Origin of the sequence: Campylobacter sp. CH246 (assembly GCF_004378835.1) — a bacterium.
Lineage (GTDB): Bacteria > Campylobacterota > Campylobacteria > Campylobacterales > Campylobacteraceae > Campylobacter_D > Campylobacter_D jejuni.
Genome location: NZ_RYYA01000001.1, coordinates 136429 through 161445, shown reverse-complemented (window position 1 = coordinate 161445; position 25017 = coordinate 136429). Strand labels below are relative to the sequence as shown.

At 31.1% G+C, this 25017-nt stretch carries 29 protein-coding genes and 1 pseudogene; 21 read left to right on the top strand and 9 right to left on the bottom strand.

What is annotated here, in order from left to right:
* Positions 1-101 precede the first annotated feature (101 nt).
* Genes ELQ06_RS00920 through ELQ06_RS00900 form a run of 5 tightly spaced genes read right to left on the bottom strand, consistent with a single transcriptional unit; the run spans position 102 to position 4727 of the window.
* Positions 102-767: an ATP-binding cassette domain-containing protein gene (locus tag ELQ06_RS00920; protein WP_052782044.1), complete on the bottom strand. Its 666-nt coding sequence runs from the start codon at positions 765-767 to the stop codon at positions 102-104.
* Positions 760-1470: an ATP-binding cassette domain-containing protein gene (locus ELQ06_RS00915; RefSeq protein ID WP_038817277.1), complete on the bottom strand. Its 711-nt coding sequence runs from the start codon at positions 1468-1470 to the stop codon at positions 760-762. The genes ELQ06_RS00920 and ELQ06_RS00915 overlap by 8 nt, the downstream gene beginning before the upstream one ends.
* Complete coding sequence (locus ELQ06_RS00910; protein WP_074484724.1) at positions 1467-2261, bottom strand: ABC transporter permease; 795 nt, start codon at positions 2259-2261, stop codon at positions 1467-1469. The genes ELQ06_RS00915 and ELQ06_RS00910 overlap by 4 nt, the downstream gene beginning before the upstream one ends.
* The gene (locus ELQ06_RS00905) at positions 2248-3192 is read right to left on the bottom strand and encodes an ABC transporter permease (RefSeq protein ID WP_052793982.1); all 945 of its coding nucleotides are present in this window, start codon (positions 3190-3192) and stop codon (positions 2248-2250) included. Before ELQ06_RS00905 ends, ELQ06_RS00910 begins: the two co-directional genes overlap by 14 nt.
* Positions 3192-4727 carry an ABC transporter substrate-binding protein gene (locus ELQ06_RS00900; protein ID WP_052793983.1) on the bottom strand — a complete coding sequence of 512 codons (1536 nt, stop codon included), beginning with the start codon at positions 4725-4727 and terminating at the stop codon, positions 3192-3194. Before ELQ06_RS00900 ends, ELQ06_RS00905 begins: the two co-directional genes overlap by 1 nt.
* 296 nt (positions 4728-5023) lie before the next feature.
* Here ELQ06_RS00900 and ELQ06_RS00895 point away from each other — a divergent pair.
* The 6 genes and pseudogenes from ELQ06_RS00895 to cgb all read left to right on the top strand — a co-directional run.
* Positions 5024-6664 (top strand): annotated as a pseudogene (locus ELQ06_RS00895) (molybdopterin-dependent oxidoreductase); the annotation flags it as partial.
* Positions 6653-7387 carry a molybdopterin dinucleotide binding domain-containing protein gene (locus tag ELQ06_RS09065; protein WP_312025546.1) on the top strand — a complete coding sequence of 245 codons (735 nt, stop codon included), beginning with the start codon at positions 6653-6655 and terminating at the stop codon, positions 7385-7387. The pseudogene ELQ06_RS00895 and the gene ELQ06_RS09065, both read left to right, overlap by 12 nt.
* A 10-nt stretch (positions 7388-7397) precedes the next feature.
* Complete coding sequence (locus ELQ06_RS00890; protein ID WP_052793984.1) at positions 7398-8054, top strand: DMSO/selenate family reductase complex B subunit; 657 nt, start codon at positions 7398-7400, stop codon at positions 8052-8054.
* Positions 8041-8907, top strand: a complete 867-nt coding sequence (locus ELQ06_RS00885) for a DmsC/YnfH family molybdoenzyme membrane anchor subunit (RefSeq protein WP_052793985.1) — start codon at positions 8041-8043, stop codon at positions 8905-8907. Before ELQ06_RS00890 ends, ELQ06_RS00885 begins: the two co-directional genes overlap by 14 nt.
* Positions 8907-9464: a molecular chaperone TorD family protein gene (locus tag ELQ06_RS00880; RefSeq protein ID WP_052793986.1), complete on the top strand. Its 558-nt coding sequence runs from the start codon at positions 8907-8909 to the stop codon at positions 9462-9464. The genes ELQ06_RS00885 and ELQ06_RS00880 overlap by 1 nt, the downstream gene beginning before the upstream one ends.
* 66 nt (positions 9465-9530) lie before the next feature.
* Positions 9531-9959, top strand: a complete 429-nt coding sequence (cgb, locus tag ELQ06_RS00875) for a single-domain globin Cgb (RefSeq protein WP_052793987.1) — start codon at positions 9531-9533, stop codon at positions 9957-9959.
* A gap of 23 nt (positions 9960-9982) precedes the next feature.
* On the opposite strand, the gene ELQ06_RS00870 is transcribed toward cgb, so the two are convergent.
* The 3 genes from ELQ06_RS00870 to ELQ06_RS00860 are packed head-to-tail and all read right to left on the bottom strand — an operon-like array spanning position 9983 to position 13436.
* A complete protein-coding gene (locus ELQ06_RS00870; protein ID WP_002783438.1) occupies positions 9983-10456 on the bottom strand; it encodes a DUF336 domain-containing protein in 474 nt (157 codons plus the stop codon).
* 9 nt (positions 10457-10465) lie between these two features.
* Positions 10466-12091: a multidrug ABC transporter permease/ATP-binding protein gene (locus ELQ06_RS00865; RefSeq protein ID WP_052793988.1), complete on the bottom strand. Its 1626-nt coding sequence runs from the start codon at positions 12089-12091 to the stop codon at positions 10466-10468.
* Between the two features lie 49 nt (positions 12092-12140).
* Complete coding sequence (locus ELQ06_RS00860) at positions 12141-13436, bottom strand: MFS transporter (protein WP_052793989.1); 1296 nt, start codon at positions 13434-13436, stop codon at positions 12141-12143.
* Positions 13437-13522: 86 nt separating this feature from the next.
* On the opposite strand from ELQ06_RS00860, the gene ELQ06_RS00855 reads away from it, so the two are divergent.
* From ELQ06_RS00855 to hisIE, 15 genes are all read left to right on the top strand, one after another.
* Positions 13523-14320: an MBL fold metallo-hydrolase gene (locus tag ELQ06_RS00855; protein WP_052797915.1), complete on the top strand. Its 798-nt coding sequence runs from the start codon at positions 13523-13525 to the stop codon at positions 14318-14320.
* A gap of 87 nt (positions 14321-14407) precedes the next feature.
* Positions 14408-14626, top strand: a complete 219-nt coding sequence (gene infA, locus ELQ06_RS00850; RefSeq protein WP_002781436.1) for a translation initiation factor IF-1 — start codon at positions 14408-14410, stop codon at positions 14624-14626.
* A 171-nt stretch (positions 14627-14797) separates the two neighbouring features.
* Positions 14798-14911 carry a 50S ribosomal protein L36 gene (gene rpmJ / locus ELQ06_RS00845; RefSeq protein WP_002781429.1) on the top strand — a complete coding sequence of 38 codons (114 nt, stop codon included), beginning with the start codon at positions 14798-14800 and terminating at the stop codon, positions 14909-14911.
* Between the two features lie 2 nt (positions 14912-14913).
* A complete protein-coding gene (gene rpsM / locus ELQ06_RS00840; RefSeq protein WP_002800121.1) occupies positions 14914-15279 on the top strand; it encodes a 30S ribosomal protein S13 in 366 nt (121 codons plus the stop codon).
* 9 nt (positions 15280-15288) lie between these two features.
* Complete coding sequence (gene rpsK / locus ELQ06_RS00835; protein WP_002779544.1) at positions 15289-15681, top strand: 30S ribosomal protein S11; 393 nt, start codon at positions 15289-15291, stop codon at positions 15679-15681.
* A gap of 27 nt (positions 15682-15708) precedes the next feature.
* Positions 15709-16335: a 30S ribosomal protein S4 gene (gene rpsD, locus ELQ06_RS00830; RefSeq protein WP_002856574.1), complete on the top strand. Its 627-nt coding sequence runs from the start codon at positions 15709-15711 to the stop codon at positions 16333-16335.
* Positions 16336-16347: 12 nt separating this feature from the next.
* Entirely contained in the window at positions 16348-17361 is a 1014-nt protein-coding gene (locus ELQ06_RS00825) for a DNA-directed RNA polymerase subunit alpha (protein ID WP_002855748.1), read from the top strand.
* A 3-nt stretch (positions 17362-17364) separates the two neighbouring features.
* The gene (gene rplQ, locus ELQ06_RS00820; protein WP_002868307.1) at positions 17365-17718 is read left to right on the top strand and encodes a 50S ribosomal protein L17; all 354 of its coding nucleotides are present in this window, start codon (positions 17365-17367) and stop codon (positions 17716-17718) included.
* Positions 17719-17890: 172 nt separating this feature from the next.
* A complete protein-coding gene (gene hisG / locus ELQ06_RS00815; protein WP_002866577.1) occupies positions 17891-18790 on the top strand; it encodes an ATP phosphoribosyltransferase in 900 nt (299 codons plus the stop codon).
* Positions 18791-18797: 7 nt separating this feature from the next.
* Complete coding sequence (gene hisD, locus ELQ06_RS00810) at positions 18798-20084, top strand: histidinol dehydrogenase (protein WP_002872786.1); 1287 nt, start codon at positions 18798-18800, stop codon at positions 20082-20084.
* Positions 20081-21139 (top strand): bifunctional histidinol-phosphatase/imidazoleglycerol-phosphate dehydratase HisB, encoded by a 1059-nt coding sequence (gene hisB / locus ELQ06_RS00805; protein WP_052793991.1) that lies wholly within the window; start codon positions 20081-20083, stop codon positions 21137-21139. The genes hisD and hisB overlap by 4 nt, the downstream gene beginning before the upstream one ends.
* Positions 21136-21723, top strand: coding sequence for an imidazole glycerol phosphate synthase subunit HisH (gene hisH / locus ELQ06_RS00800; RefSeq protein ID WP_052793992.1), 588 nt, complete (start codon positions 21136-21138; stop codon positions 21721-21723). The genes hisB and hisH overlap by 4 nt, the downstream gene beginning before the upstream one ends.
* Positions 21720-22454: a 1-(5-phosphoribosyl)-5-[(5-phosphoribosylamino)methylideneamino]imidazole-4-carboxamide isomerase gene (gene hisA, locus ELQ06_RS00795; protein WP_052793993.1), complete on the top strand. Its 735-nt coding sequence runs from the start codon at positions 21720-21722 to the stop codon at positions 22452-22454. Before hisH ends, hisA begins: the two co-directional genes overlap by 4 nt.
* Positions 22436-23203 carry an imidazole glycerol phosphate synthase subunit HisF gene (gene hisF, locus ELQ06_RS00790; protein WP_002860062.1) on the top strand — a complete coding sequence of 256 codons (768 nt, stop codon included), beginning with the start codon at positions 22436-22438 and terminating at the stop codon, positions 23201-23203. Before hisA ends, hisF begins: the two co-directional genes overlap by 19 nt.
* Position 23204: 1 nt before the next feature.
* Positions 23205-23828, top strand: a complete 624-nt coding sequence (hisIE, locus tag ELQ06_RS00785) for a bifunctional phosphoribosyl-AMP cyclohydrolase/phosphoribosyl-ATP diphosphatase HisIE (RefSeq protein ID WP_052797914.1) — start codon at positions 23205-23207, stop codon at positions 23826-23828.
* 23 nt (positions 23829-23851) lie between these two features.
* Here the strand turns inward: hisIE and ELQ06_RS00780 are convergent, their stop codons facing one another.
* Positions 23852-25012 (bottom strand): 2,3,4,5-tetrahydropyridine-2,6-carboxylate N-succinyltransferase, encoded by a 1161-nt coding sequence (locus ELQ06_RS00780; protein ID WP_052797913.1) that lies wholly within the window; start codon positions 25010-25012, stop codon positions 23852-23854.
* Between the last annotated feature and the right edge of the window lie 5 nt (positions 25013-25017).

Here is a 25017-nt window from a genome sequence, read left to right as displayed (position 1 = left end):
TTTTAAAGCACTTTAATCACTCCACAACAAAAATTAAATTTACACTTTTCTTTATTTTACTCTAAATTTTCTATATTGAAACTTATATTAAAAAATATTTTTTAAAGTTTTAATTTTTTATGATTAAATTTATAAAAAAGATCACTTTGATGGCTTATAAATATATAAGAAATATTATTTTTTTGCTGATAGTCATATAAAAAAGTTAAAATTTCTTTAGAAGTTTTAATATCAAGCGCTGAAGTAATTTCATCTAAAATCAACAATTTAGGATTTAAAACCAAAGCACGGATAATACCTACACGCGTAGCTTCTCCTCCGCTTAACTCATAGGGCTTTTGTTCTAAAATTTGTTTTTTTAGACTAAAAAAATCAAAAAATTCTAAAATCAAGTTATCATTCTTTTGTAAATTAAAATTTTCCAAACCATCTTGTATAAGATTTCTGATTTTTTTATAAGGGTTTAAAGCCATTTTTTGATCTTGAAAGCAATACTGAATTTGCTTTCTTAAAAGTCTTTGTTTGTTTTTATCAAGCTTGTGCAAGTTAAGATTTTCATACCATACCTCACCTTCACTTGGATCTTCTAAAAAACAAAGAATTCTAGCTAATGTGCTTTTACCTGCACCACTTTTACCTAAAATTATTAAATTGTCATTTTCATTTAAAGAAAAATTGACATTATCAAAAATAATATGTCTTTCTTTTTTTAAATACCAATGCTTTTTAAGCTCATAAAACTTACTTAAATTACAAACTTTAAGCATTATAATACCTTAAAAACTCATCTAAGCTATATAAATTTGAACTATTTTTTTCTAGCATAAGAATTTCATCTGCTAAAGAATTTACCAAATTTAAATCATGAGTGATACAAACTAAGGCTGTGGTATTTTTTAATTCTTCTAAAATCGATATGATCTTTGAAGCGTTTTCTTTATCCAAAGAAGCTGTGATTTCATCACAAATTAAAATTTGGGGTTGATTTAATAATGCTAAAGCTAGGCTCACCCTTCTTGCCATACCCAAACTTAATTCATTAGCATAAGAATGCCACAAACGATCAAGATTTTCAAATCCTAATTTTTGAAAATAAGAAAAAGCATAATCTTTTCTTTCTTTTTGTTTTAATTTTGTATGAGTTTTTAAAACAAGATGACATAAATTTCCAATATCCAAATAAGGATAAAGACTAAGCTCTGCATCTTGCAAAACAAGTGCCACCTTAGAACGAAAATTTCTAAGCTCTTCTTTGTTAAAATTAAAAATACAAGAATTATGAAAACTTAATTCATCAAAATTTATTGTGAAATTAGAGTCTAAAAGTCTTACCAAAGCTTTTCCTAACAAACTTTTACCCACTCCGCTTTGTCCTAGTATCATTAAAGTTTTACCTGTTTTTATATCTAAATTAATATCCTTAAGCAATAAATTATTCTTCAAACTGATATTTAAATTTCTTACCTTCAAGATCTTATACCCCAAATTTTTTGTAAAAAATTACCCAACCATAAAAGAGGTAAAAACAACAAAAGCAAGCTTAAAAGTGGAAAAAGTATCATCCACCAAGCACCTATAAAAACTGCTTTTGAAGACTCACTCAAAAGAGTACCTAAAGTTGGAATTTCAAATCCTAAACCCAATCCAAAAAAACTCAAAGTAGCTTCTGTGGCTATAGCATGAACGATATTAAATATAAAAAGTGTAAAAATCAGTGTTTTTAAAGCAGGTATTAAATCTTTAAAAAAAGCTCTAAATTTAGTTCTTCCAAGCACTATATTTGCTTTGTAAAAATCTAAATTTTCAAGTCTTTTTAATTCACTTTCTATAATTCTTGCTATGAAACACCAATGAATTAAAGCGATTAAAAAAATCATCAAAAACACATCAGAAGTTATCATACTTTGAAAAAACATCATAAGTAAAAAAGCAGGCAAGGCTAAAAAAAACTCTAAAATACGCATCCAAAAAACATAAAAAAAACATCGCGCTAAAAACAAATAACACAAAGCAAAGATAATAGACAATAAAGATCCACCAACACCTATAATCAAAGAATTTCTCAAAGCAAAAAGCAAACGAGAAAACAAATCCCTGCCTAAAAAATCAGTCCCTAAAATATAAGTAAAATTAGGAGCTTGATGCAAATTTTCTAAATGAGTGCTTAAAATATCAAAAGGAGTCAAACAAGGTGCAAACAAGGCACATAAAAATAAAAAAATTAAAGGCGCAAGAATGATAAGAAATTTAAACAAAATCAAGCCTTCTTAATCTAGGATTTAAAATCCTAGCTACAATATCACTTAAAAATGTAAAAAATGCTGCAAGCAAAACACTAAAAAATATAAGTGCAAGCACAACAGGATAATCTTTAAAAATAATACTTTTAAAAAGTAAAGATCCAAGCCCCTCGTAAGCAAAGACACTTTCTACCACATAAGTTCCCATCATAAAACTTAAAGCACTTCCCCCAAAATAAGCTACAATAGGACTTAAAGAATATTTCAAAACTAAAAAATAAATATCTTTCTCCCTTAAAGCCCTAGCGTATAAATTTTGAATAAAAATTTGAGAAAAACTTTCATTGATAAAATTTCTAGCAATCCTTAAAAATAACGCCAAATGTGATAAAACGAGCACCAAAACAGGCAAAATCAAATGCTCTAAACGATTTAAAAAATCATCTTCAAAGCCTATATCACTACTTCCTATAACAGGTAAAATTTTCCAAAAAATTCCAAAAATCAAAACAAACAATAAAGCCAAAACAAAAGGAGGTAAAGCAAAAAAATTAAAAGCTAAAAAAGTGATGATTTTATCTATAAAACTTTCTTTATAATAATATCCCAAAAGTGCCAAAAAAACGCTGAGTAAAAACAAAAGCATTAAGGCACCAAAACCCAAAATAAAAGTATTAAAAATTCTTTCTTTTATAAGCTTTAAAACACTTTCTCCACTTAAAAAAGAAACTCCTAAATCTCCTTTTAAAGCCTTAAAAAGCCAAATTTTATACTGCTCTAACAAAGGCTTATCAAGCCCTAAATTTTGTTCTATTCTTTGAATAAATTCTTTACTTTGTGAATTAACTCCATTAGCATAAGCTATACTACCTTTGCTAAAATGAAGTAAAACAAAACATAAAAAAGTACTAAAAAATGCTATGAAAATACTAAAAACTAAGCGTTTTAGCACTATTTACTCCACTCATAAACATTCCAAGTAAAACCCACTCCGTGATGACCTAAAGTCCTTGTTTTGATACCTTTTAAATCGTTATTATAAACCAAAGCAAAATCAAGATAGGCCAAGAAAATAAAAGGTGGATTTTCATACAAAGCATCTATAAAATCTTTATAATATTTTTTTCTCTCTTCTAAATTTGAAGTATTTCTTGCTTTTTGCAAGGCTATATCCACTTTTTTATCATGATAATGTCCAAAATTCCAACCCTCATCATTTAAAGCACTATCTTGCGAACTTTCAAATACCCTAAAAGTGTGAAAATCAGGATCCAAAGGACTTCCCCAGCCTATTAAAAAACTATCTACTTTAGAATAATCAAAACTTCCAGCAGGTTTAGCCACCACCTTGCTTACAACTCCTATTTTTCTAAATTCGCTTTGCAAAATTCCAGCCAAACTTACCCTTAAAGGATCATTACTCATCGCCCAAATTTCAAATTCTAAAATTTTCCCATCTTTTTCAAAATTTCCATCTTTATTTTTCTTAAAACCTGCACTTACAAGTAAATCCTCGGCTTTTTTAGGATCATATTTGTAAATTTTAAAATTCTTAGAATTTGCCCAAGAACGCTCTAAAGGGTGATTAGCTACAAAAGCATAATCATGTAAAAGATTTTTTACTATACTTTCTTTATCAACTGCGTAATTTAAGGCTTGTCTTACTTTTAAATCTTTTAAAAATTCATTATCAAAATTAAACATTAAAGCCCGATAATCGGCCGATTTTTCACGTAAAATTCCAAAATTTTCATCATTTTTAAAAATATTTAGCAGAGAAACATCGATTAAAGCTGCGTCTATCTTGCCATTTTTAAGCTGAACACTAGCTATAGAAGGATCAAAAATGTGTTTTATAATAAGTCTTGGAGTTTTTACCTTATCAAGATAAAAATGTTCATTGGCTTTAAATTCAACATATTCACCTTTTTTCCATTTTACAAATTTATAAGGACCTGTACCTATAGGATTTTGATTAAAAGAGCTTGTGTTTAAATTCTCATTTTCAAGCAAATGTTTAGGAAGCATACCTATGCTTAAAGCATCTAAAAATGCAGGATAAGGTTTAAAAAGTGTGATTTTCACATGAGAAGGATTTAAAATTTCCACACTTTTAATGTCTTTAAAATTGACATAAATAGAAGAATTGTTTTTAGGATCTTTAAAGGCTTCTATACTAAATTTCACATCATCAGCACTAAATTTGACTCCATCATGCCATAAAACATCATCTCTTAAAAAAATATCATAAACAAGCCCGTCTTTACCAACATCCCAAGACTTAGCCAAATCGGGTTTTAAACTCATATTTTCATCAAAACGCGTAAGCCCTGAAAATACAAGATTAATCACTGCATCATGATCCTCACTATAAGCAGGATTTATCCTTGCGATTTCATTTTCAACTGCTATAATAAGTGTATCTTTTGGGATTTTTGCTTCTAAATTCGCAAACAACAACATTGCAAAAATTAAAAATCTCAACATAAAAAACCTTTTTATTTTAATAACGCACAAAATTATAAAACAAAAAAGCTCAACTCGCAAGCCTATATGGGGGATAAAGCTATATTTTAGTTATAAATTTATATTTAAATACTATTTTAATAAATTTTTATCATTATATTATTCAAATTTTTATTTTTTGATGTTAAATTCATAAACGAAAAATTCATTATAAAGCCTATATTTATGAGTTTTAAAGTCTTAATTTTAATTGAATAAAATTATTATTTGTACTATAATCGCAATTACTTTTTGTCACATAAATGTAAGGAGATAACATGGAACAAAATCGTAGAGATTTTTTAAAATGGAGTTCTTTGTTTGGCGGCTTAACCTTAAGTCCTATAAGTCTAAGTGCAAATTTATTAAAAACTCCACCATTGATCAGCAAATGGGCTGGATGTAATGTAAATTGCGGAACAAAATGTCCTGTAAAAGTGCATACTCAAGATGGAATTATTAAATATGTCAGCACTAATAATGAAGGTGATGATAGCTTTGATAATCGTCAAGCAAGAGCCTGTATTAGAGGGCGTAGTTCAAGATATAAAGTTTACAATGCAAATCGCTTAAAAAGACCTTTAAAAAGAACGGGAAAAAGAGGCGAAGGTAAATTTATGCCTATTTCTTGGGAACAAGCTTTTGATGAAATTTCTGCCAAAATGCAAGAAATTAAAGAAAAATACGGCAATGAAGCCTTTTATATAAATTATGCAACAGGAACAACAGGAACAATAATCAATCGCTGTACACAAGGTCCATGGGCTAGACTTTTAAGTCTTTATGGTGGTTATTTAAATTATCATAATTCTTATTCTACGGCTCAAATTTCAAATGCTATGAATTTTTTCTATGGTGGATCTCCTGCTAGCGATATATACACTTTACGCTCTGCAAAATTAGCTATATTTTTTGGAGCAAATCATGTTGAAACTAGAATGGGAGGTGGTGGAGTAGGCTATGCTTATCAAAAAGCCTTAGAAGAAAGTGGATGTAAAATAATTCACATTGACCCAAGATACAATGATTCTATGATAGGGCATTGCGATGAGTGAATACCTATAGCACCAGGAACCGATGCAGCTTTAATTGCTGCACTAACTTATGTGATGATAAAAGAAGATTTACTTGATAGAACTTTTCTTGATAAATACACCATAGGCTTTAGCGAAAATACTCTGCCACAAGATGCAGCCAAAAACTCAAGCTATGAAAGCTATGTTTTAGGACTAAGCGATGGAGTAGAAAAAACTCCTGATTGGGCTAGCAAGATTACAAAAATTCCAGCACGCCGCATAGTTCAACTTGCAAGAGAAATTGCCACCATAAAGCCTTGTTTTATAGAACAAGGTTGGGGAGTGCAAAGACATTCAAATGGAGAACAAAATGCAAGGGCGATAGCAACTCTAGCTTGTATTACAGGAAATATTGGCATAGAAGGGACAAATACAGGATGTCGAACAGGGTCAAGTAAAACATATGATATAATGGGCATGCCTTTTAAAAATCCAATAAAAGATTCCATTCCTTGTTTTTTATTTACAGACGCTATTTATCGCGGAAAAGAAATGACAGATATTAGTGATGGGGTGCGTGGCACAACACAATTAAAACAAAATATCAAATTTATTTTCAATACAGCAGGAAATTGTCTTACAAATCAGCACAGCACCATTAAAGAAGTGCATGATATTTTAAGCGATGAGAATTTATGTGAGTGTATAGTAGATGTTAATGTAACTAGAACTCCTTCAAATAACTACGCAGATTATATCTTACCTGATGCAACTATGCTAGAGCAAGAAGATTTTATAAGACCTAGCGCAGGATATTATAGCAATAAACCTTATATTATTTATTGTCAAAAAGCTATCGAGCCAGTTGGTGAAGCAAAACCTATTTATGAAATGTGTCTTGAACTTGCTAAAAGACTTGGCATAGAAAAAGAATTTAGCGAAGGAAGAACACAAAAAGATTGGCTAAAATACCTTTATGAAGAAAGTATGAAAAAAAATCCACTTTTGCCTAGTTTTGAAGAAATATGTGAAAAAGGACTTGTAAAATTTGAGCCTGTAAAACCTGTAGTGGCATTACAAAGTTTTATAAAAGATCCTATCAATAATCCTTTAAAAACTCCTAGCGGAAAGATAGAAATTTATAGCACAAAACTCGCACAAATGCAAAAAACTTGGAAATTAAAAGAAGGACAACAAATAGTGCCTATTCCTGTTTTTGAAAGCCAAAGAGAAGGGATTTTGGATCCATTAAAACAAAAGTATCCTTTGCAATTTTTTGGCTATCACTACAAAGGTAGAACGCATTCTAGCTTTTGGGAAATTCCACAAATTAGAGAAGCTAATCCGCAAGAAATTTGGATAAATACCATAGATGCAGAGCAAAGAAGTATCAAAACGGGCGATGTGGTGCAAGTAAGAAATGACTTAGGAATCATACAAGGCATAGCAAAAGTTACTCCAAAAATCATACCAGGTTGTGCAGTAACCCCACAAGGTGCATGGGCAAAATATGAAAATGGTATCGATATGGGAACTTGTGTAAATTCTTTGGCAAGTATAGTACCAACTGCTATTTCTAAAGGAAATGGACAACATTCTATTTTAGTTGAAATTGCAAAAGTTTAAGGAGAAAAAGATGAAATTAGAAGAAAATTCACAATTTGGTTTTATGCTAGATCAAAGCAAATGCGTAGGCTGTAGGACTTGCTCACTTTCTTGCAAGGATTATAAAAACATGCCTGTGGGGGTTAATTTTCGCCGTGTGTTTGAGACTGAAGGGGGAAATTGGACCTGTAAAGAAGATGGAAGTTTTGAGCAAAGTGTTTTTGCTTACTACACCTCTATTTCTTGCAATCATTGTTCTAATCCATCTTGCCTTAAAGCTTGTCCAACCGGTGCAACAATGAAAATAAAATGGGGAATAGTAGCAATCGATGATAATATGTGTATAGGCTGCAAAGCTTGTGCTATGGCATGTCCTTATGGCGCACCTCAATTTAACCATGAAAGTGGTCATATGAGCAAATGCGATGGGTGTTATGAGAGATTAAAAGAAGGTAAAAATCCAATTTGCGTGGACTCTTGTCCTTTTAGAGCATTAAAAGCAGGCGATATAACAAAACTGAGAGAAGAACACGGAAATTTAGCCTCTATCACACCTTTACCTGATGCTTCTATCACGCATCCGAATTTATGTATAGTGCCTGAAAAGCATAGTTTGCCTTCAGGTAATAAAAGTGCGATTTTTCATCTACCTCAAAACTACCAAGGAGTTAAAAATGACATCATTTAATCACATTTTAAGCGAAATGCCTTTGGTGTTATTTACTATTTTAGCACAAGCTGTAATTGGACTTAGTTTGGTTTATGCACCTGCATTTATAAATGGTTACAAAAATTATGCAAATTTAAAGTCTTTTGGGTTAGCCTTAGGAATTGCAATGATGGTTGCTTTTATCCCTTCATTTTTTCATTTAAATGATATTACACACATTTTTAATGTATTAAATAGAATGGGTGTTTTTTATGCAAACAATGAGTGGCACATAGGCTGGATGAATAATGAAATTTTATTTGTATCTCTTGTGTGTGCTTTGGGTTTTTTACTTTATCTAAAAACTTCAAATTGGGTGTTTTATCTTACGCTAATATGTGGAATTTTAGGACTTTTCTTTATGAGTGGAGCTTATGGCTCCATGCAAGAAAGTGTGCCTACTTGGGATTTTAAGATCACTTTGCTTTATTTTTTTGCTAGTGCTATATTTTTAGGCGCTATTATTTATTATTGTTTTTTTGAAAATAGCGAACATGAAAGAAAAATGTCGTTTTTTACAGGACTTATAGGTATAGGGCTTTTAAGCACTGCTATAGTTTTGCAAACCCTACATGTAGGACAAACTTGGATTATGGGGCTTGTAAACCCTTTTGAACTTTTAGGTGGAACCTATGATTGGTTTATATCGCTTTCTTTTGCATTCTTAGGACTTGGGACTGTTACTTGGCATTTGCATAATTATTTACATGAAAAATTTAAAAGTAAATTTTTTGCTTATTTTGCCTTACTTTGTGCATTTTTAGGGGTATTTACCACCAGAATGCTATTTTATGGACTTATAAGTACTCAAATCATGTTGGGACATTCTTAATGCAAAAATTAGCAATAGATATATTTATCAATTTTATGCAAAATCCACCTAATCATTTTTTGCTAGAAAAACTTAAAAAAGAAGAATTCTGGCAAAATTGGTTTTTAAAAAATAATAGCAAATTGCAATGCACCGCTTTAAAGCTTTTATCATCTTCAAACGAAGATGATAAATTAATAGCAAGTGATTTTACATCTTTGTTTTTAAGCGATGTTGATTATGTAAAAGCACCGCCTTTTGCTTCTTTTTATCTTGATGAAAATAAAGAAATTTATTCAGATAATTCTGATAAAATTAAGCAAATTTTTGTGCAAAATAACTTTTTTTCTTTTTTTAATAAAGAACCTGCAGATAGCTTGATAAATGAATTATTATTTATTAGTTTTTTAATCAAAAAACAAGATGATATAATTTTGCAAAAATTCTTAAAAGAAGAATTTTTTACTTGGTTTAACATGTGGAGTTTTGATGTTATCAATAAAGCTAAAACACATTTTTATAAAGCATTAACAATGTTAATGCAAGACTTTTTCAATCAACTAAATACAAAATTTTAACACAAGTCAATTTTTTTCTCCTTTTTAAGATATATAATATCTCTTTTACATTAAAAAGGAGAAATTATGACAAAAGAACAAATACAAATCATCAAAGATTGTGTGCCTATTTTGCAAAAAAATGGAGTAGATTTAACCAATGAGTTTTATAAAATAATGTTTAATGATTATCCTGAGGTAAAACCTATGTTTAATATGGAAAAACAAGCATCTGGAGAACAACCAAAAGCCTTAGCTATGGCAATTTTAATGGCAGCTAAAAATATAGAAAATTTAGAAAATATGAGAAGCTTTGTTGATAAAGTAGCTATAACCCATACAAAATTAAATGTTAAAGAAGAGCACTATCCTATAGTGGGGGCTTGTCTTTTAAAAGCTATCAAAGTAGTATTAAATGCAGATGAAACCACACTAAAAGCTTGGGAAGAAGCTTACAAAGCTATCGCACAATTTTACATAGACATTGAAAAAGAAATTTATGCAAAAGCTAAGTAATCATAGGCTTTGATGTTCAAAGCCTATTTTAAAAATGCTATCCCTGCTTTAGCTATTTTTACATCCTCATCTAAGTGTGCTCCACCCACACCTATACCACCAACAACAACTCCATCTATAAAAATCGGCACCCCACCAGGCATAATGGAAAACTTATCATCTAAATAACGAATATCTTCAGGTATTTTACCATCTTTTACACCTTTAAAAATAACCGCTGTTTCTCTTTTTTGTGAAGTGGCCGTATAAGCTTTTTTATAACTAGCATTAAGTGTATGCACGCCCGCCTTATCATCTCTTAAAACTGCTAAAATTTGGCCAGATTTATCTACTATAGTAATACTTACATAAAAGCCATTTTTTCTTGCTTCTTTCTTTGCAAGCTCCAAAATCCCTTCAACCATTTGTGTAGTTAACACAGGCTCTTTTACAAGCTCAAAAGATTTTGCCATTAAACTTACTCCTAAAAATACACATAAAATGAGTAATTTTTTCATTTTTTTCCTTTAAAATTTTTCTACCGCATTTTTTGCTAGTTCTTTTATATCGCCTTTTAATTCACAAATTTGACCATTTTGTGCAAGTAAAATTCTATCAGCCATATCAAAATACACATCATCATGTGTGATAGCAAAGATTGTTTTACCTTGCTCTTTTAGCAAAGGTAAAAGTTTTTTATAAAAAAATCTTCTAAAAACAGGATCTTGATCAGCCGCCCATTCATCAAGCACTAAAATATCCCTTTCTTCAAGCAAGGCTATAAGCATAGCTAAACGCTTTTTTTGCCCTGTAGAAAGTTTGGTTAAGGTCAGTTCATTATCTTTGACACTTGTTTTATCTTTAAGTTCTAAAAACTCCAACCAAAAAGCAATTTTTTCTTCGCTTGCAAAATTTTCTTTATTTAAGGTTTTAGTAAAAAGATGAAAATCGCTAAAAACAGCAGAAATAAGAGATCTATACTCATCTAAATTTTTATCATCTATAAGCGTATCATCAACATAAATTCCGCCTTTGCTTGGCTTAAAAAGTCCTGTCAAAAGCATACAAAAAGTGGATTTACCACTTCCATTTTTACCTATTAAAAATACCAATTCACCTTTTTTAAGCTCTATATTTACAGGATTTAAATGAAAATTTTCTTCATAAGCAAATTGAGTATTTCTAAAAGAAATTTTTTTCCATTCACTGATATAATGTGTTTTTTTAAAACCTTCTATATAATCATCTAATTCCAATTTTGCGATCTTATCCAAAGCGATTTTTGCCAAAAGCAAAGTAGGAAAAGATCCTATCATAGATACTAAAGGGGTTCGTAAAAACAAAATAGAAAGAGCTATAGTTGTAGCATCTGCAACACTTGCCCATTCAAATTTTAAAGCTAAGTAAAACTCTACACCCACTAAAGCCAAAAGAGTTACATTTGTCCAGTTGTTTGAGAGATTGTTAAAAAGATTACCTAAAGTACTATTTTTCTTTTTCAATCTTGCATTATTTTCAAATTCATCTTCATAATAAAGCTTGGCTCTATCACGATTGATCAAAAGTTCTTTATGTCCATCTAGTATATTTTGGTAATTATTTTGCAAAGCATCATCATTTTCCCTTGCCTTTCTAAAATACTGATATACTTTCATCATCAAAAAATTATTAGTAATAAAAATAACCATAATCCATACCACACACAAAGCAAAAATTTGTGGTGAAAGATAACATAAATAAACACTAGTGCATAAAATCAATATACTTGATTGTAAAAAATCAGGCAATCTTAAAAGCCCAAAAGATATATTTCTCACATCACTTCCCAAAGAAGCTAAAATTCTAGCCTTACCTACTTTAGCGACTCTTAACAAAGGGGTGTCTAAGATCTGCTTTACTACGCGCCTTTGCATTTTAAAAATAAAATTTTGTCCAAAAATACTAAGTCCAAGTTCAACTATGGTAGAACTTATAAAAAAAATCAAAAGCAAAACAATAAAATAAAAAATAGGAATGTTTTGTGCATTTTTAAGCAAATAATCATTGATAAAAACAAGAGTTAAAACTCCAACAACGCTTGTAATAAAAGAAAAAAGCAAAAAAGAAATTAACTTTAATTTATTTTGCTTAAGTAATTCCATAATAAAAGGCATTTATAAACTCCAAAATATAATTTTAATTATAACATTTTAAGAGTGATTATCAAAATTTTATTTTATCTTTTACTATAAAAACAGCACAAATAGCTAATAACGCTAAAAAAATCATATATATACTCATACCATATAAAAATGGATTTTCATTTTTACTCGCAAGTGTATTAAGCCAAAAAACGAGTTGCGGAGTAATACCGCCTGAAATTGCATAAGCAATATTATAAGAAAAAGAAATTCCTGAAAATCTTATTTTAGCTCTAAAAACTTCACTCATTAAAATAGGTGCGAACACATTAATCCCACCTAAAAAACAAACAATCGAATACAAAATACACACCAAAACCAAATTTTTAAGCTCATATAAAGCATAAAAATATAAAAAAGAAAAAAATACAAAAGCTAAAGAAAAGAAAATGCAAATTTTAAATAAACCAAATTTATCTACAAGATAACCCATAAAAAGCCCGCCTAAAGCTATTCCCAAAATTCCTAATATCTGTAAATAACTTCCTTCAACCCCACTTAAATTTAAAATACTGGGCATAAATTTAGGCATTAATAAAACAAGCACAATAACACAACCTGTTAAAACCCAAGTCATCATCATTGATGAAAATAAATTTTTTACAATATCCTTTTCTTTAAATAAATCTTTAAGTGGAAAAGAACTAAGCGATGATTCTTTTTTCATTTGTTTAAAAACAGGAGTTTCTTGCAAAAATCTACGCAAATAAATAGAAATAATCCCAAAAATTCCACCTACAAAAAAAGCAATACGCCATGCATAAGTAGCAATTTCTTCTATACTAAAAAAAGCATTAATGATTAAAAATACTATACTTCCTAACAAAATTCCTAAAGCCATAGCTGAATTTAAACAGCTTAAAAAGAAAGCTTTTTGTTTTTCTTGACAATACTCTCTTACAAAAACCCAAGCTCCAGGCAATTCTCCACCTATAGCTATGCCTTGAAAAATTCTTATAAGTATCAATAAAATAGGAGCTAAAAACCCAAGAGTTTCATAACCTGGAATAAAAGCTAAGACAAAGGTGGGAAGAACCATTAGTAAAATACTTAGCATAAACATATTTTTACGCCCAAATTTATCTCCAAAATGTGCCATAACTATACCACCTAAAGGACGTGCTAAATATCCAGCTGCAAATGCTCCATAAGTATTTAATAAAGCCCAAAATTCACTCATACCTTTAGGAAAAAATACATTGGCTATATATTCAGCAAAAAAGACAAAAATAATAAAATCATAAAATTCTAAAGTTCCTCCTAGTGAAGAAAGTCCTAAGATCTTAATTTCCTTTGTTCCAAATTTTGATTTTCTCATTGATTAATTACCTTAAATTTTAAAAACATTGTTTTTATTATACTATAATCATTTCCAAAATATTATCTAAAAATTTAAGGATAAATATGTTTAATTTTATAACCACTCTTTTAAAAACCAATCTTTATTTTTTAGAAGAAAAAACCACAAGCAAAAGTTCAAATCAAACCCATATAATCTCGCTTAAACAATCTGATGATGAATTTTTAAATTTATTATTTTCTTTTTTAGTGCCACAAAACGATGAAGATAAGAATTTTATAGAAAAAACTCGCACAAAAATCAAAAGAAATGAGCATAATATTGCTCTGATAAAAAATCCAAATTTTAATGCTTTAATAGACACAGGGTTTTTAGATACTATTGACACATTAAAAGAAAAATTACATATCCATAAAACCGATTTTAAAGATATCACTCATATTATCTTAACACACGCACATCCTGATCATATAGGTGCTTTAATGAGCGAAGAAAATCTTTTTCCAAAAGCTCAAATTTTAATCGATAAAAAAGAATATGATTTTTGGATCAAAAGCGATAGACAAGAAATTAAAAACACCTTGCTTAAACTTAAAAATATAGAATTTATCGATCATTCCAAAGATTTGATCTTTCAAAATTCAGGCATTAAAGCCATACCTGCTTACGGGCATACCCCAGGTCAAAATGCTATCATAATTGATGATAAAATAGTCTTTTGGGGAGATTTACTTCATCTTTATGATATACAAATCCCAAAACCTAAAATCGCTATAAAATTTGATATAGATCAAAATGAGGCTATACAAACGAGGGAAAAACTACTTAAAGAATTTAAAGAAAGAAAACTCAAAGTTATAGGGACTCATGTGCCTTTTATCAAACCTAAATTTTTAGATTAATTACTTAAAAATTACTAAAAATTAAGTAAAAATTTTAATAATTTTTGCTAAAATTATAGCCTTTTTATTTCATGAAAGGAGAAAATTTTGGCAAAAGATGATGTAATTGAAATTGATGGCACTGTACTTGAAGCATTGCCTAATGCAAATTTCAAGGTTGAACTTGACAACAAACATGTAATTTTATGTCATATTGCAGGAAAAATGCGTATGCATTATATAAGAATAATGCCAGGTGATAAAGTAAAAGTAGAACTTACACCTTATAGCCTTGATAAAGGGCGTATAACTTTTAGATATAAATAATCTAAGTTATTTAAAAGCTAATTTTAGATAAAATTAGAGTTTTTGCGACAAATTACATCGAACTATATGAAGAAGTATTTTTAAAATCCACCACTTATTTTGAAAATAGTTGGTTATTCATAAAACCTGATGTAGTCGTAAATCAAGTGGAATTCATTCAAGGAGACGCTCATGAAAGTGAGACCATCGGTTAAAAAGATGTGCGACAAGTGCAAAGTAGTTCGCCGTAAAGGCGTGGTTCGCATTATTTGCGAAAATCCAAAACATAAACAAAGACAAGGATAAACATGGCTCGTATTGCAGGTGTGGATTTACCAAAGAAAAAAAGAATTGAGTATGGACTAACCTATATTTATGGTATAGGACTTTTCACTTCAAGAAAAATTCTAGATAAAGTAGGAATTTCTTATGATAAAAGAGTTCATGAGTTAAGTGAAGATGAAGCAGCAGCTATCCGTAAAGAAATTCAAGAAAACTATATGGTTGAAGGGGATTTGAGAAAACAAGTTGCTATGGATATTAAAGCACTTATGGATTTAGGAAGCTTTAGAGGCTTAAGACACAGAAAAGGCTTACCAGTTCGCGGACAAAAAACAAAAACAAACGCAAGAACTAGAAAAGGTAAGAGAAAAACTGTTGGTGCAAAATCATAAGGATAAATCATGGCAAAAAGAAAAATCGTAAAGAAAAAAGTAGTTAAAAAAAATATAGCAAAAGGTATTGTTTATATCAGTGCGACTTTTAACAATACTATGGTTACAGTGACTGATGAAATGGGAAATGCTATCGCTTGGAGTAGTGCAGGTGGTTTAGGATTTAAAGGTTCTAAAAAATCAACTCCTTATGCAGCACAACAAGCAGTAGAAGACGCTTTAAATAAAGCAAAAGAACACGGAATTAAAGAAGTAGGCATTAAAGTACAAGGACCAGGAAGCGGTAGAGAAACTGCTGTTAAGAGTGTAGGTGCTATGGAAGGAATCAAAGTAACTTTCTTAAAAGATATCACTCCATTAGCTCACAATGGTTGCAGACCGCCTAAGCGTCGTCGTGTCTAAGATATAAGAAAAATTTAGGAGAATATTATGGCAAGATATAGAGGACCAGTAGAAAAATTAGAAAGACGCTTTGGTGTTAGCTTAGCATTAAAAGGAGAAAGAAGACTAGCTGGCAAAAGTGCACTAGATAAACGCCCTTATGCACCAGGACAACACGGAGCAAGAAAAGGTAAAATTAGTGAGTATGGACTTCAATTAAGAGAAAAACAAAAAGCTAAATTTATGTATGGAGTAAGCGAAAAGCAATTCCGTCGTTTATTTGCTGAAGCAGCAAGAAGAGAAGGAAATACAGGGGTATTACTTATCCAACTTTTAGAACAAAGATTAGACAATGTAGTATATAGAATGGGTTTTGCTACAACACGTCGTTTTGCAAGACAACTTGTAACACATGGACATGTTTTAGTAAATGGTAAAAGAGTGGATATTCCTAGCTTTAGAGTAGAAGCAGGTGCTAAAATCGAAATTATCGAAAAAAGCAAAAACAATCCTCAAATTACAAGAGCTATCGAACTTACAGCACAAACTGGAATCGTTGCTTGGGTTGATGTTGAAAAAGATAAAAGATTTGGAATTTTCACAAGAAAACCTGAAAGAGAAGAAGTTGTCATTCCGGTTGAGGAAAGATTTATCGTTGAGCTTTACTCTAAGTAATAGGGGCTAAATATGAGAAATATTACAACATCTGCTTATACGCCAACAGAATTTACAATAGAAAACATTAGTGATACTGTGGCTAAAATCAGTGCTTGGCCTTTTGAGATCGGCTATGGAATCACCCTAGCCCATCCTTTACGCCGTTTACTTTACACTAGCACCATAGGATATGCTCCAACTGCGATTCATATTGATGGCGTAGCTCATGAATTTGATAGCATGCGTGGTATGCTTGAAGATGTAGCACTTTTTATCATTAATCTAAAAAAACTACGCTTTAAAATTAAAGGCGAATCAAATAAAGAAATAGTAGAATTTAGCTTTAAAGGCTCAAAAGAAATTTACGGCAAAGATCTAAATAATGATCAAGTAGAAGTAGTAAATAAAGACGCCTATCTAGCAACAATCAACGAAGATGCTGAACTCAAATTCACATTGATCGTTGAAAAAGGTATTGGCTATGTACCAAGCGAAGAAATTAAAGAGCTTATAAATGATCCTAAATTTATAGCTTTAGATGCTTTCTTTACACCTGTAAGAGAGGCAACCTATGATATTGAAAAAGTTTTATTTGAAGATAATCCTGATTATGAAAAAGTGGTTTTAACCGTAACAACTGATGGACAAATCACTCCAAATGAAGCTTTTCAAAATGCTCTAGAAGCTATGTATAAACAATTATCAGTATTTGATAAAATTACCAATGTTAGAAGTGTAATTAAAAATCAAGCAACAAGCAATGAACTAGAAAATACTAAATTATTGCAAAACATTACAGATTTAAATTTAAGTGCTAGAAGTTATAATTGTCTTGAAAAAGCAGGAGTAGTTTACATAGGCGAGCTTGCTTTGATGAGTGTAAGTGAACTTGCAGGGCTTAAAAATTTAGGTAAAAAATCTCTTGATGAAATTAAAAACATCATGGAAAGCATAGGTTTTCCTGTGGGAACTTCTAAGCTTAGCGATAATAAAGAAATACTTAAAAATAAAATCGCAGAATTAAAAGCACAAAACGAAGGATAAAGAATGAGACATAAACATGGATATAGAAAACTTGGCAGAACTTCATCTCATCGTGCTGCCTTATTAAAAAATTTAACTATAGCTTTAGTAAATAGCGGAAAAATCGAAACCACTCTACCAAAAGCTAAAGAATTAAGAGGTTATGTAGAAAGATTGATTACTAGAGCAAGACTTGGAGATTTTAACGCTCATAGAGCAGTTTTTGCTTTATTACAAGATAAAAACGCTACCAATAAACTAGTAACTGAAATTGCTCCAAAATTCAAAGATCGCAATGGCGGATATACAAGAATCATCAAAACAAGAATTCGCCGTGGTGATGCCGCTGAAATGGCTTTCATCGAATTTGTAGCTTAATCAAATCCTAGCTTTTGCTAGGATTAATACTTCAATTAAATATCCTAAAAATAAAAAGTTTTAAATAATTATTTTAAATAAAATTAAATTTATTTATTTTCTAAAACCCTTGCTAAAAATTCAACTACTTATGCTAATATAAGTTTTTAATTTTTAATTTCAAGGATATGTTATGCAAGAAAACACTCGTTTACGCATTGCGATACAAAAATCAGGTAGACTTTCAAAAGAATCCATAGAGCTTCTTTCAGAATGTGGTGTTAAAATGCATATCCATGAACAAAGTTTGATCGCTTTTTCTACAAATTTACCCATAGATATTTTACGCGTTAGAGATGATGATATCCCTGGGCTTATTTTTGATGGGGTTGTAGATTTAGGCATTATAGGGGAAAATGTTTTAGAAGAAAATGAACTTGAACGCCAGTCTTTAGGAGAAAATCCAAGCTATAAGCTTTTAAAAAAGCTAGATTTTGGATATTGCCGTCTTTCTCTTGCCTTACCTCAAGAAAATAAATTTCAAAATTTGAAAGATTTTGAAGGCTTAAGGATAGCTACTTCTTATCCACAACTTTTAAAGCGTTTTATGAAAGAAAATGGGATTAATTATAAAAATTGTATGCTTACAGGTTCTGTTGAAGTAGCCCCTAGGGCAAATTTAGCCGATGCGATTTGCGATCTTGTTTCAAGCGGGGCAACTTTACAAGCAAACAATCTTAAAGAAGTTAAAGTCATTTATGAATCTCGTGCTTGTTTGATTCAGAAAGAAAATGCTTTAAGTAAAGAAAAACAAGCCTTAGTGGATAAAATTATGTTGCGTGTAGCAGGAGTAATGCAAGCAAGAGAATCTAAATACATTATGCTTCATGCTCCAAAAGAAAAGCTTGATAAAATTCAAGCCCTACTTCCAGGAGTTGAAAGACCGACTATCTTACCTTTAGCACACGATGAAAAAAATGTAGCTTTACATATGGTAAGTAAAGAAAATCTTTTTTGGGAAACCATGGAGGCTTTAAAAGAAGAAGGTGCGAGTTCGATTTTAGTTCTGCCTATAGAAAAAATGTTAAAGTGAGTAAAAAATGCAAATTTTAGTATATGATAATTTAGATGAAAAACAAAAAGAAGAAGCGTTAAAACGACCTGCTATAAGTGCGAAAGATGAAATTTCAAAAATAGTAAGTTCTATCATTAAAGAAGTGCAAGAAAAAGGCGATGAAGCTTTGATAGAACAAGCTTTGAAATTTGATAAGGCTGAAATTTCAAAGATTAAAATCACTCAAGAAGAAATCACTCAAGCAAGCAATCGTTTAGATAAAGATTTACAAGAAGCTATTTTAGTGGCTTATGAAAATATCAAAAAATTTCACGAAGCCCAAATCCCACATGAAATCGCTCTTGAAACTACAAAAGGCGTTAAATGTGAAGTTTTAACACGCCCTATAGAAAAAGTAGGACTTTACATACCAGGGGGTTTGGCACCTTTGTTTTCAACGGTTTTAATGCTAGCTATTCCTGCAAAAATTGCAGGTTGTGAAAAAATCGTTTTAGCAAGTCCTGCAAAAATCAATGATGCTGTGCTTTTTTGTGCTAAGCTTTGTGGCGTGGATGAAATTTATCAAATGGGCGGTGCAGGAGCTATAGCAGCTTTGGCTTACGGTACCCAAAGTGTTTTAAAGGTGGATAAAATTTTTGGCCCAGGAAATGCCTTTGTAACCGAAGCAAAACGCCAAGTAAGTAGTGATATAAACGGAGCAGCTATTGATATGCAAGCAGGACCTAGTGAAGTTTTAGTCATAGCTGATGATTTAGCTAATGAAAAATTTGTAGCTAGTGATTTGCTTTCACAAGCTGAACATGGTGCAGATTCTCAAGTGATTTTAGTGTGTTTAAGTCAAGATTTTGCTAAAAAAGCAAGTGATGAAGTCCAAAGTCAATTAGAACTTTTGCCTCGCAAAGAACTTGCAAGCAAAAGCATTGCTAATTCACGCATTATCATAGCTAAAGATTTAAATCAAGCCTTAGAAATTTCAAATCTTTACGCCCCTGAACATTTGATCATACAAACTCAAAATCCACGAGAACTTTTAAAAGGTGTAAAACACGCAGGATCAGTATTTTTAGGAGCTTATTCCCCAGAGTCTATGGGTGATTATGCAAGCGGGACAAATCATGTTTTACCTACTTATGGACTTACTAAAACGCATTCTAGTTTAGGTTTGGCAGATTTTAGTAAAAGAATGACCGTTCAAGAGTTAAGTAAAGAAGGTTTTTTAGCTTTAGGTAAAAGTGTTGAAATTTTAGCACAAAATGAGCATTTAGACGCGCACAAAAATGCAGTAACTTTTCGTTTAGAAAGCTTAAAATGAGTCAAAAAATCCTTTTTATAGATAGAGATGGCACTTTAATAGAGGAGCCAAAAAGCGATTTTCAAATCGATACTCTTGAAAAATTGCGTTTTGAAAAAGATGCTATTCCCACTCTTTTAAAACTAAAAAATTTTGGATTTAAATTTGTCATGGCAAGCAATCAAGATGGTCTTGGAACGCCAAGTTTTCCAAAGGAAAATTTTGAAATCGCTCATGAAAAAATGCTTGATATTTTAAAAAGTTGCGGTATAGAATTTCAAGATATTTTTATTTGTCCGCATTTTGAAAATGAAAATTGTGCTTGCAGAAAACCTAAAACCGCTATGTTAGAAGAGTATATCAAACACGAACTTTATGATAAGGAGCAAAGTTTTGTTATAGGAGATCGTGAGAGTGATATGATCTTGGCTTCAAATTTAGGCGTGCGTGGTTTAAAATACGGCGAACTTTCTTGGAAAGAAATAGAAAATGAAATTTTAAGTTCTTTTAGAAGCGCGAGTTATCAAAGAACTACTAAAGAAACAGATATAAAAGTAAAAGTATGCTTAAATGGGGGCAAGGTTAGCATTAAAACAGGCATTGATTTTTTTGATCACATGTTAGAGCAAATCGCTGTACATGGAGGTATAGGGCTTGAAATTTCTTGTAAAGGGGATTTAGAAATCGATGAGCATCATAGCGTTGAAGATGTAGCCTTAGCACTTGGAGCTTGTATCAAAAAAGCTTTAGGGGATAAAATCGGCATTGCAAGATATGGTTTTGCTTTACCTATGGATGAGTGTTTGGCAAGTTGTGCGATGGATTTTTGCAATCGTCCTCATTTAGTCTATAAAGCCAAATTTAAAAAATCTTATTTAGGGGCTTTAAGCACAGAAATGATCGAGCACTTTTTTTATTCTTTAAGCTATGCTATGGGCGTGAGTTTGCATTTAAAAGTTAAAGGCAAAAACGATCATCATAAAGCCGAAGGGCTTTTTAAAGCCTTTGCAAAAGCTTTGAAAATGGCAGTGAAAATAGAAAGTGAAAATTTAGCCAGCTCTAAAGGAGTGATATGAAAATCATCATCATCGATACAGCCTGTGCGAATTTAGCATCTTTGAAATTTTGTCTAGATAGATTAGGTTTTAATTCAACTATCAGTAGGGATTTAAAAGAACTTGAAAGTGCGGATAAGCTTTTTTTACCTGGAGTGGGTACCGCAAAAGAAGCAATGAAAAATTTAGAACAATTTAATCTTATTGATTTTATTCAAAATACCAAAAAACCTTTGCTTGGTATTTGTTTAGGTATGCAAATTTTAGGAAATTTTTCTGAAGAATTAAATCAAGAAACCTTAAAACTCATAGATTTTACAACTCAAAAATTTAAAGCTAAAGAAGGCTTTACTTTTCCACATATGGGATGGAATGAAGTTTATAGCTCTCATGCTTTGTTTAAAGGCTTAGAAGGGGCTTATTTTTATTTTGTGCATAGTTATTGTGTAGGACTTGGAGAATACACTATAGCAGATTGTGAGTATTCGCAAAAATTTAGCGCAAGCGTAATGAAAGATAATTTTTACGGGGTGCAATTTCACCCTGAAAGAAGTAGCGAGGCTGGGGAAATTTTAATTTCAAATTTTATTAAGGATATAGGATGACTCAAATCATACCCGCACTCGATCTTATAGATGGCGAAGTGGTGCGTCTTGTAAAAGGGGATTACGAACAAAAAAAAGTATATAAATACAATCCCTTGGAAAAATTCAAAGAATACGAAAAAGCAGGAGCGAAAGAACTTCATCTTGTAGATCTTACAGGTGCAAAAGATCCTAGCAAAAGACAATTTGCTTTGATAGAAAAATTAGCCAAAGAAGTCAGTGTCAATTTGCAAGTAGGTGGAGGTATACGCTCTAAAGCAGAAGTTAGAGCTTTGCTTGATTGTGGAGTAAAAAGAGTAGTTATAGGATCTATGGCAATTAAAGATGCGACTTTATGTCTTGAAATTTTAAAAGAATTTGGTAGTGAAGCTATAGTTTTAGCCTTAGATACGATTTTAAAAGAAGATTATGTTGTGGCTGTAAATGCTTGGCAAGAAGCAAGCGATAAAAAGCTTATGGAAGTTTTAGATTTTTATAGCAATAAAGGCTTAAAACACATACTTTGCACAGATATTTCAAAAGATGGCACCATGCAAGGAGTAAATGTAAGACTTTACAAATTTATCCATGAAATTTTTCCTCATATTTGCATTCAGGCAAGTGGTGGAGTAGCAAGCTTAAAAGACCTTGAAAACTTAAAAGGAATTTGTAGCGGGGTTATCGTAGGAAAAGCTTTATTAGACGGAGTTTTTAGCGTAGAAGAAGGAATAAGATGCTTACAAAACGCATAATTGCATGTTTAGATGTCAAAGATGGCAGAGTAGTAAAAGGAACACAATTTAAAAACCATAAAGATATGGGAGATATCATAGAACTTGCTAGGTATTATTCTCAAAATGGTATTGATGAACTTGTTTTTTACGATATTGCTGCAAGCGCTAGAAAAGAACGCATATCAAGAGAATGGGTAAGTGAAGTAGCAAAAAATATCAATATTCCTTTTTGTGTTGCAGGGGGTATTAAAAGCGAAGAAGATGCAGCTGAACTTTTGGCTAATGGGGCAGATAAAATTTCTATCAATTCTCCTGCTTTAAATGATCCAAGCCTAATCACACGCCTTGCTAAAAGCTTTGGCGTGCAATGCGTAGTAGTAGGGATTGATAGTTTTAAAGATGAAAATGGAAATTTAAAAGTATTTCAATACACAGGGGATGAAAAAACAAGTAAACATAGTGGAAAAAGCACTTTAGAATGGGTTAAAAAAGTGCAAGATCTAGGTGCAGGCGAAATTGTTTTAAATATGATGAATCAAGATGGTGTTAAAAATGGCTATGATTTAGAACAATTAGAAGCTGTATATAAAATTTGTAAAGTACCTTTGATCGCAAGTGGGGGAGCGGGAAAAATGGAACATTTTTTAGAAGCTTTTAAACTAGGTATAGATGGGGCTTTAGCTGCTTCTGTTTTTCATCAAAAACTTATAGACATTAAAGAATTAAAAATTTATCTTAAAAATCAAGGCTTAAGTATAAGGATATAATATGCAAAATTTCAAAGAACTTAATGAAAAAATCGCTTGGCAAAAAGTGGATAATCTTTTACCTGTCATCATCCAAGATGCAAAAACTTGCGAAGTTTTAATGCTAGGCTTTATGAATAATGAAGCCTTAGAAAAAAGCTTAGAAAGTGGCAAAGTAGTCTTTTTTTCACGCACAAAACAGCGTCTTTGGATGAAGGGTGAAGAAAGTGGAAATTTCTTAAATATCATAGATTTAAGCTTAGATTGTGATAATGACACGCTTTTAATTTTAGCAAATCCTGTAGGGCCTACTTGTCATACGGGCGATATTTCTTGTTTTGAAAAAATTTCTAAAAATGCAGATTTTGTTTTTCTAGCCAGACTTGAAAAACTTATCAATTCACGCAAAAATGCCGATGAAAATACTTCTTATACAGCAAAACTTTTCAAAAGTGGCACAAAACGCATTGCACAAAAAGTTGGTGAAGAAGGCGTAGAAACAGCTTTAGCAGCGACAGTAAAAGATAAAGAAGAGCTTATTTGTGAAGCAGCGGATTTAATGTATCATTTAAGTGTTTTACTTACAGATGCAAATCTTAGTTTCTCAGATGTGATTTCAAAATTAAAAGAAAGACATAAAGCTTAAAGCTTTATGTAAATAAATTTATATCAATGCAAGGCTTCGTTAAGTTTGACTGCTTTTTTATTTAAAACTACTATCATAGCACCACTTATAGAATCTTGACGGAAATGTAGTCCATTTAAACCTTTAAGCTCTAAGCCTTTGTAAATTTCTTTATCAAAATTAAAATAAGGATTAAGTTTAGCAAGTTCCTCGGCATCTTTGAGTAAAAATTTCGTTCCTTCTAACACCGCAATACCTGCATCAACTATACAATTATCCCCTAAAGGAATTCCTGTAACTGAATTAGCTCCTAAAAGACAAGCCTTACCTACACTTATAGCATTGCCACTTGTTCCACTTAAAACACCTAAAATCGAAGCTCCACCACCTACATCAGAACCTTCTCCTACTATAGCACTTGAGCTAATACGCCCTTCAACCATACAAGCTCCTGTTGTGCCTGCATTAAAATTCACATAACTTGCCCCTGGCATGATGGTTGTTCCTGCTGCTAAAGATGCACCCATTCTTACTTTGGAACTTTCTAAAATTCTTGTATTATCCTCAGGGATAATATGCGCTAAAAATCTTGGGAATTTATCAACAAAATCGATTTTTGGATATTGATTGCTCATTTTTAAACGCATTTCATTTGCTCTTAAATACTCAAGCTCGATAGGCTTATCATCACTCCAAGCTACATTGCTTAAAAGTCCAAAAGCTCCATTTAGATTGATACTTCTTAAAGGTACTTTTTTAGTAGAAAGCAAATAAAGTTTTAGATAAACACTTTCTACACTTAAAGGTTCTTTATCTTCAAAAAGACAAACAAAAGCAAACTCATCGTCTTTAAATTTATCTTTGATAATCTTTAATAAATCAATATTTTGATGCCCTTCTTCTTCTAAAAAAGGTTTAAAACAAGAAAGTGCAAAATCAATATCTTCTAATTTTAAAGTTTGCACAAACTCACTCGCATTAAAATCAATCTCCACGCCCCTTTGCATAAAAGCTTCAAGCATGATTGCTGCTGAGCCAAAATTTTGCTCGTAATTAATCAAAGCAAAACTTGCTTGTAAGATTTTATTTTTATTTAGCTGTCCTCTATCAAGCCTTGCTATACCAAAAGCTTTAGGTTTTTTATAACCACTTTTTTGCTCGATTTGTTTGATTAAAAGTAAAAAATCTTCTTTAGTATTAATCATTTTCT

What these genes read in the sequence shown, in the direction of transcription:
- ELQ06_RS00870 (WP_002783438.1), bottom strand. Translation starts at nt 10,456, where the DNA reads ATGAAAAAATTACTCATTTTATGTGTATTTTTAGGAGTAAGTTTAATG.
- ELQ06_RS00880 (WP_052793986.1), top strand. Translation starts at nt 8,907, where the DNA reads ATGCAAAAATTAGCAATAGATATATTTATCAATTTTATGCAAAATCCA.
- ELQ06_RS00890 (WP_052793984.1), top strand. Translation starts at nt 7,398, where the DNA reads ATGAAATTAGAAGAAAATTCACAATTTGGTTTTATGCTAGATCAAAGC.
- rplQ (WP_002868307.1), top strand. Translation starts at nt 17,365, where the DNA reads ATGAGACATAAACATGGATATAGAAAACTTGGCAGAACTTCATCTCAT.
- cgb (WP_052793987.1), top strand. Translation starts at nt 9,531, where the DNA reads ATGACAAAAGAACAAATACAAATCATCAAAGATTGTGTGCCTATTTTG.
- ELQ06_RS09065 (WP_312025546.1), top strand. Translation starts at nt 6,653, where the DNA reads ATGTGTCTTGAACTTGCTAAAAGACTTGGCATAGAAAAAGAATTTAGC.
- rpsD (WP_002856574.1), top strand. Translation starts at nt 15,709, where the DNA reads ATGGCAAGATATAGAGGACCAGTAGAAAAATTAGAAAGACGCTTTGGT.
- ELQ06_RS00855 (WP_052797915.1), top strand. Translation starts at nt 13,523, where the DNA reads ATGTTTAATTTTATAACCACTCTTTTAAAAACCAATCTTTATTTTTTA.
- hisB (WP_052793991.1), top strand. Translation starts at nt 20,081, where the DNA reads ATGAGTCAAAAAATCCTTTTTATAGATAGAGATGGCACTTTAATAGAG.
- rpsM (WP_002800121.1), top strand. Translation starts at nt 14,914, where the DNA reads ATGGCTCGTATTGCAGGTGTGGATTTACCAAAGAAAAAAAGAATTGAG.
- ELQ06_RS00920 (WP_052782044.1), bottom strand. Translation starts at nt 767, where the DNA reads ATGCTTAAAGTTTGTAATTTAAGTAAGTTTTATGAGCTTAAAAAGCAT.
- rpmJ (WP_002781429.1), top strand. Translation starts at nt 14,798, where the DNA reads ATGAAAGTGAGACCATCGGTTAAAAAGATGTGCGACAAGTGCAAAGTA.
- hisIE (WP_052797914.1), top strand. Translation starts at nt 23,205, where the DNA reads ATGCAAAATTTCAAAGAACTTAATGAAAAAATCGCTTGGCAAAAAGTG.
- hisD (WP_002872786.1), top strand. Translation starts at nt 18,798, where the DNA reads ATGCAAATTTTAGTATATGATAATTTAGATGAAAAACAAAAAGAAGAA.
- hisH (WP_052793992.1), top strand. Translation starts at nt 21,136, where the DNA reads ATGAAAATCATCATCATCGATACAGCCTGTGCGAATTTAGCATCTTTG.
- ELQ06_RS00885 (WP_052793985.1), top strand. Translation starts at nt 8,041, where the DNA reads ATGACATCATTTAATCACATTTTAAGCGAAATGCCTTTGGTGTTATTT.
- ELQ06_RS00860 (WP_052793989.1), bottom strand. Translation starts at nt 13,436, where the DNA reads ATGAGAAAATCAAAATTTGGAACAAAGGAAATTAAGATCTTAGGACTT.
- ELQ06_RS00900 (WP_052793983.1), bottom strand. Translation starts at nt 4,727, where the DNA reads ATGTTGAGATTTTTAATTTTTGCAATGTTGTTGTTTGCGAATTTAGAA.
- ELQ06_RS00825 (WP_002855748.1), top strand. Translation starts at nt 16,348, where the DNA reads ATGAGAAATATTACAACATCTGCTTATACGCCAACAGAATTTACAATA.
- hisF (WP_002860062.1), top strand. Translation starts at nt 22,436, where the DNA reads ATGCTTACAAAACGCATAATTGCATGTTTAGATGTCAAAGATGGCAGA.
- hisA (WP_052793993.1), top strand. Translation starts at nt 21,720, where the DNA reads ATGACTCAAATCATACCCGCACTCGATCTTATAGATGGCGAAGTGGTG.
- ELQ06_RS00780 (WP_052797913.1), bottom strand. Translation starts at nt 25,012, where the DNA reads ATGATTAATACTAAAGAAGATTTTTTACTTTTAATCAAACAAATCGAG.
- ELQ06_RS00865 (WP_052793988.1), bottom strand. Translation starts at nt 12,091, where the DNA reads ATGCCTTTTATTATGGAATTACTTAAGCAAAATAAATTAAAGTTAATT.
- rpsK (WP_002779544.1), top strand. Translation starts at nt 15,289, where the DNA reads ATGGCAAAAAGAAAAATCGTAAAGAAAAAAGTAGTTAAAAAAAATATA.
- hisG (WP_002866577.1), top strand. Translation starts at nt 17,891, where the DNA reads ATGCAAGAAAACACTCGTTTACGCATTGCGATACAAAAATCAGGTAGA.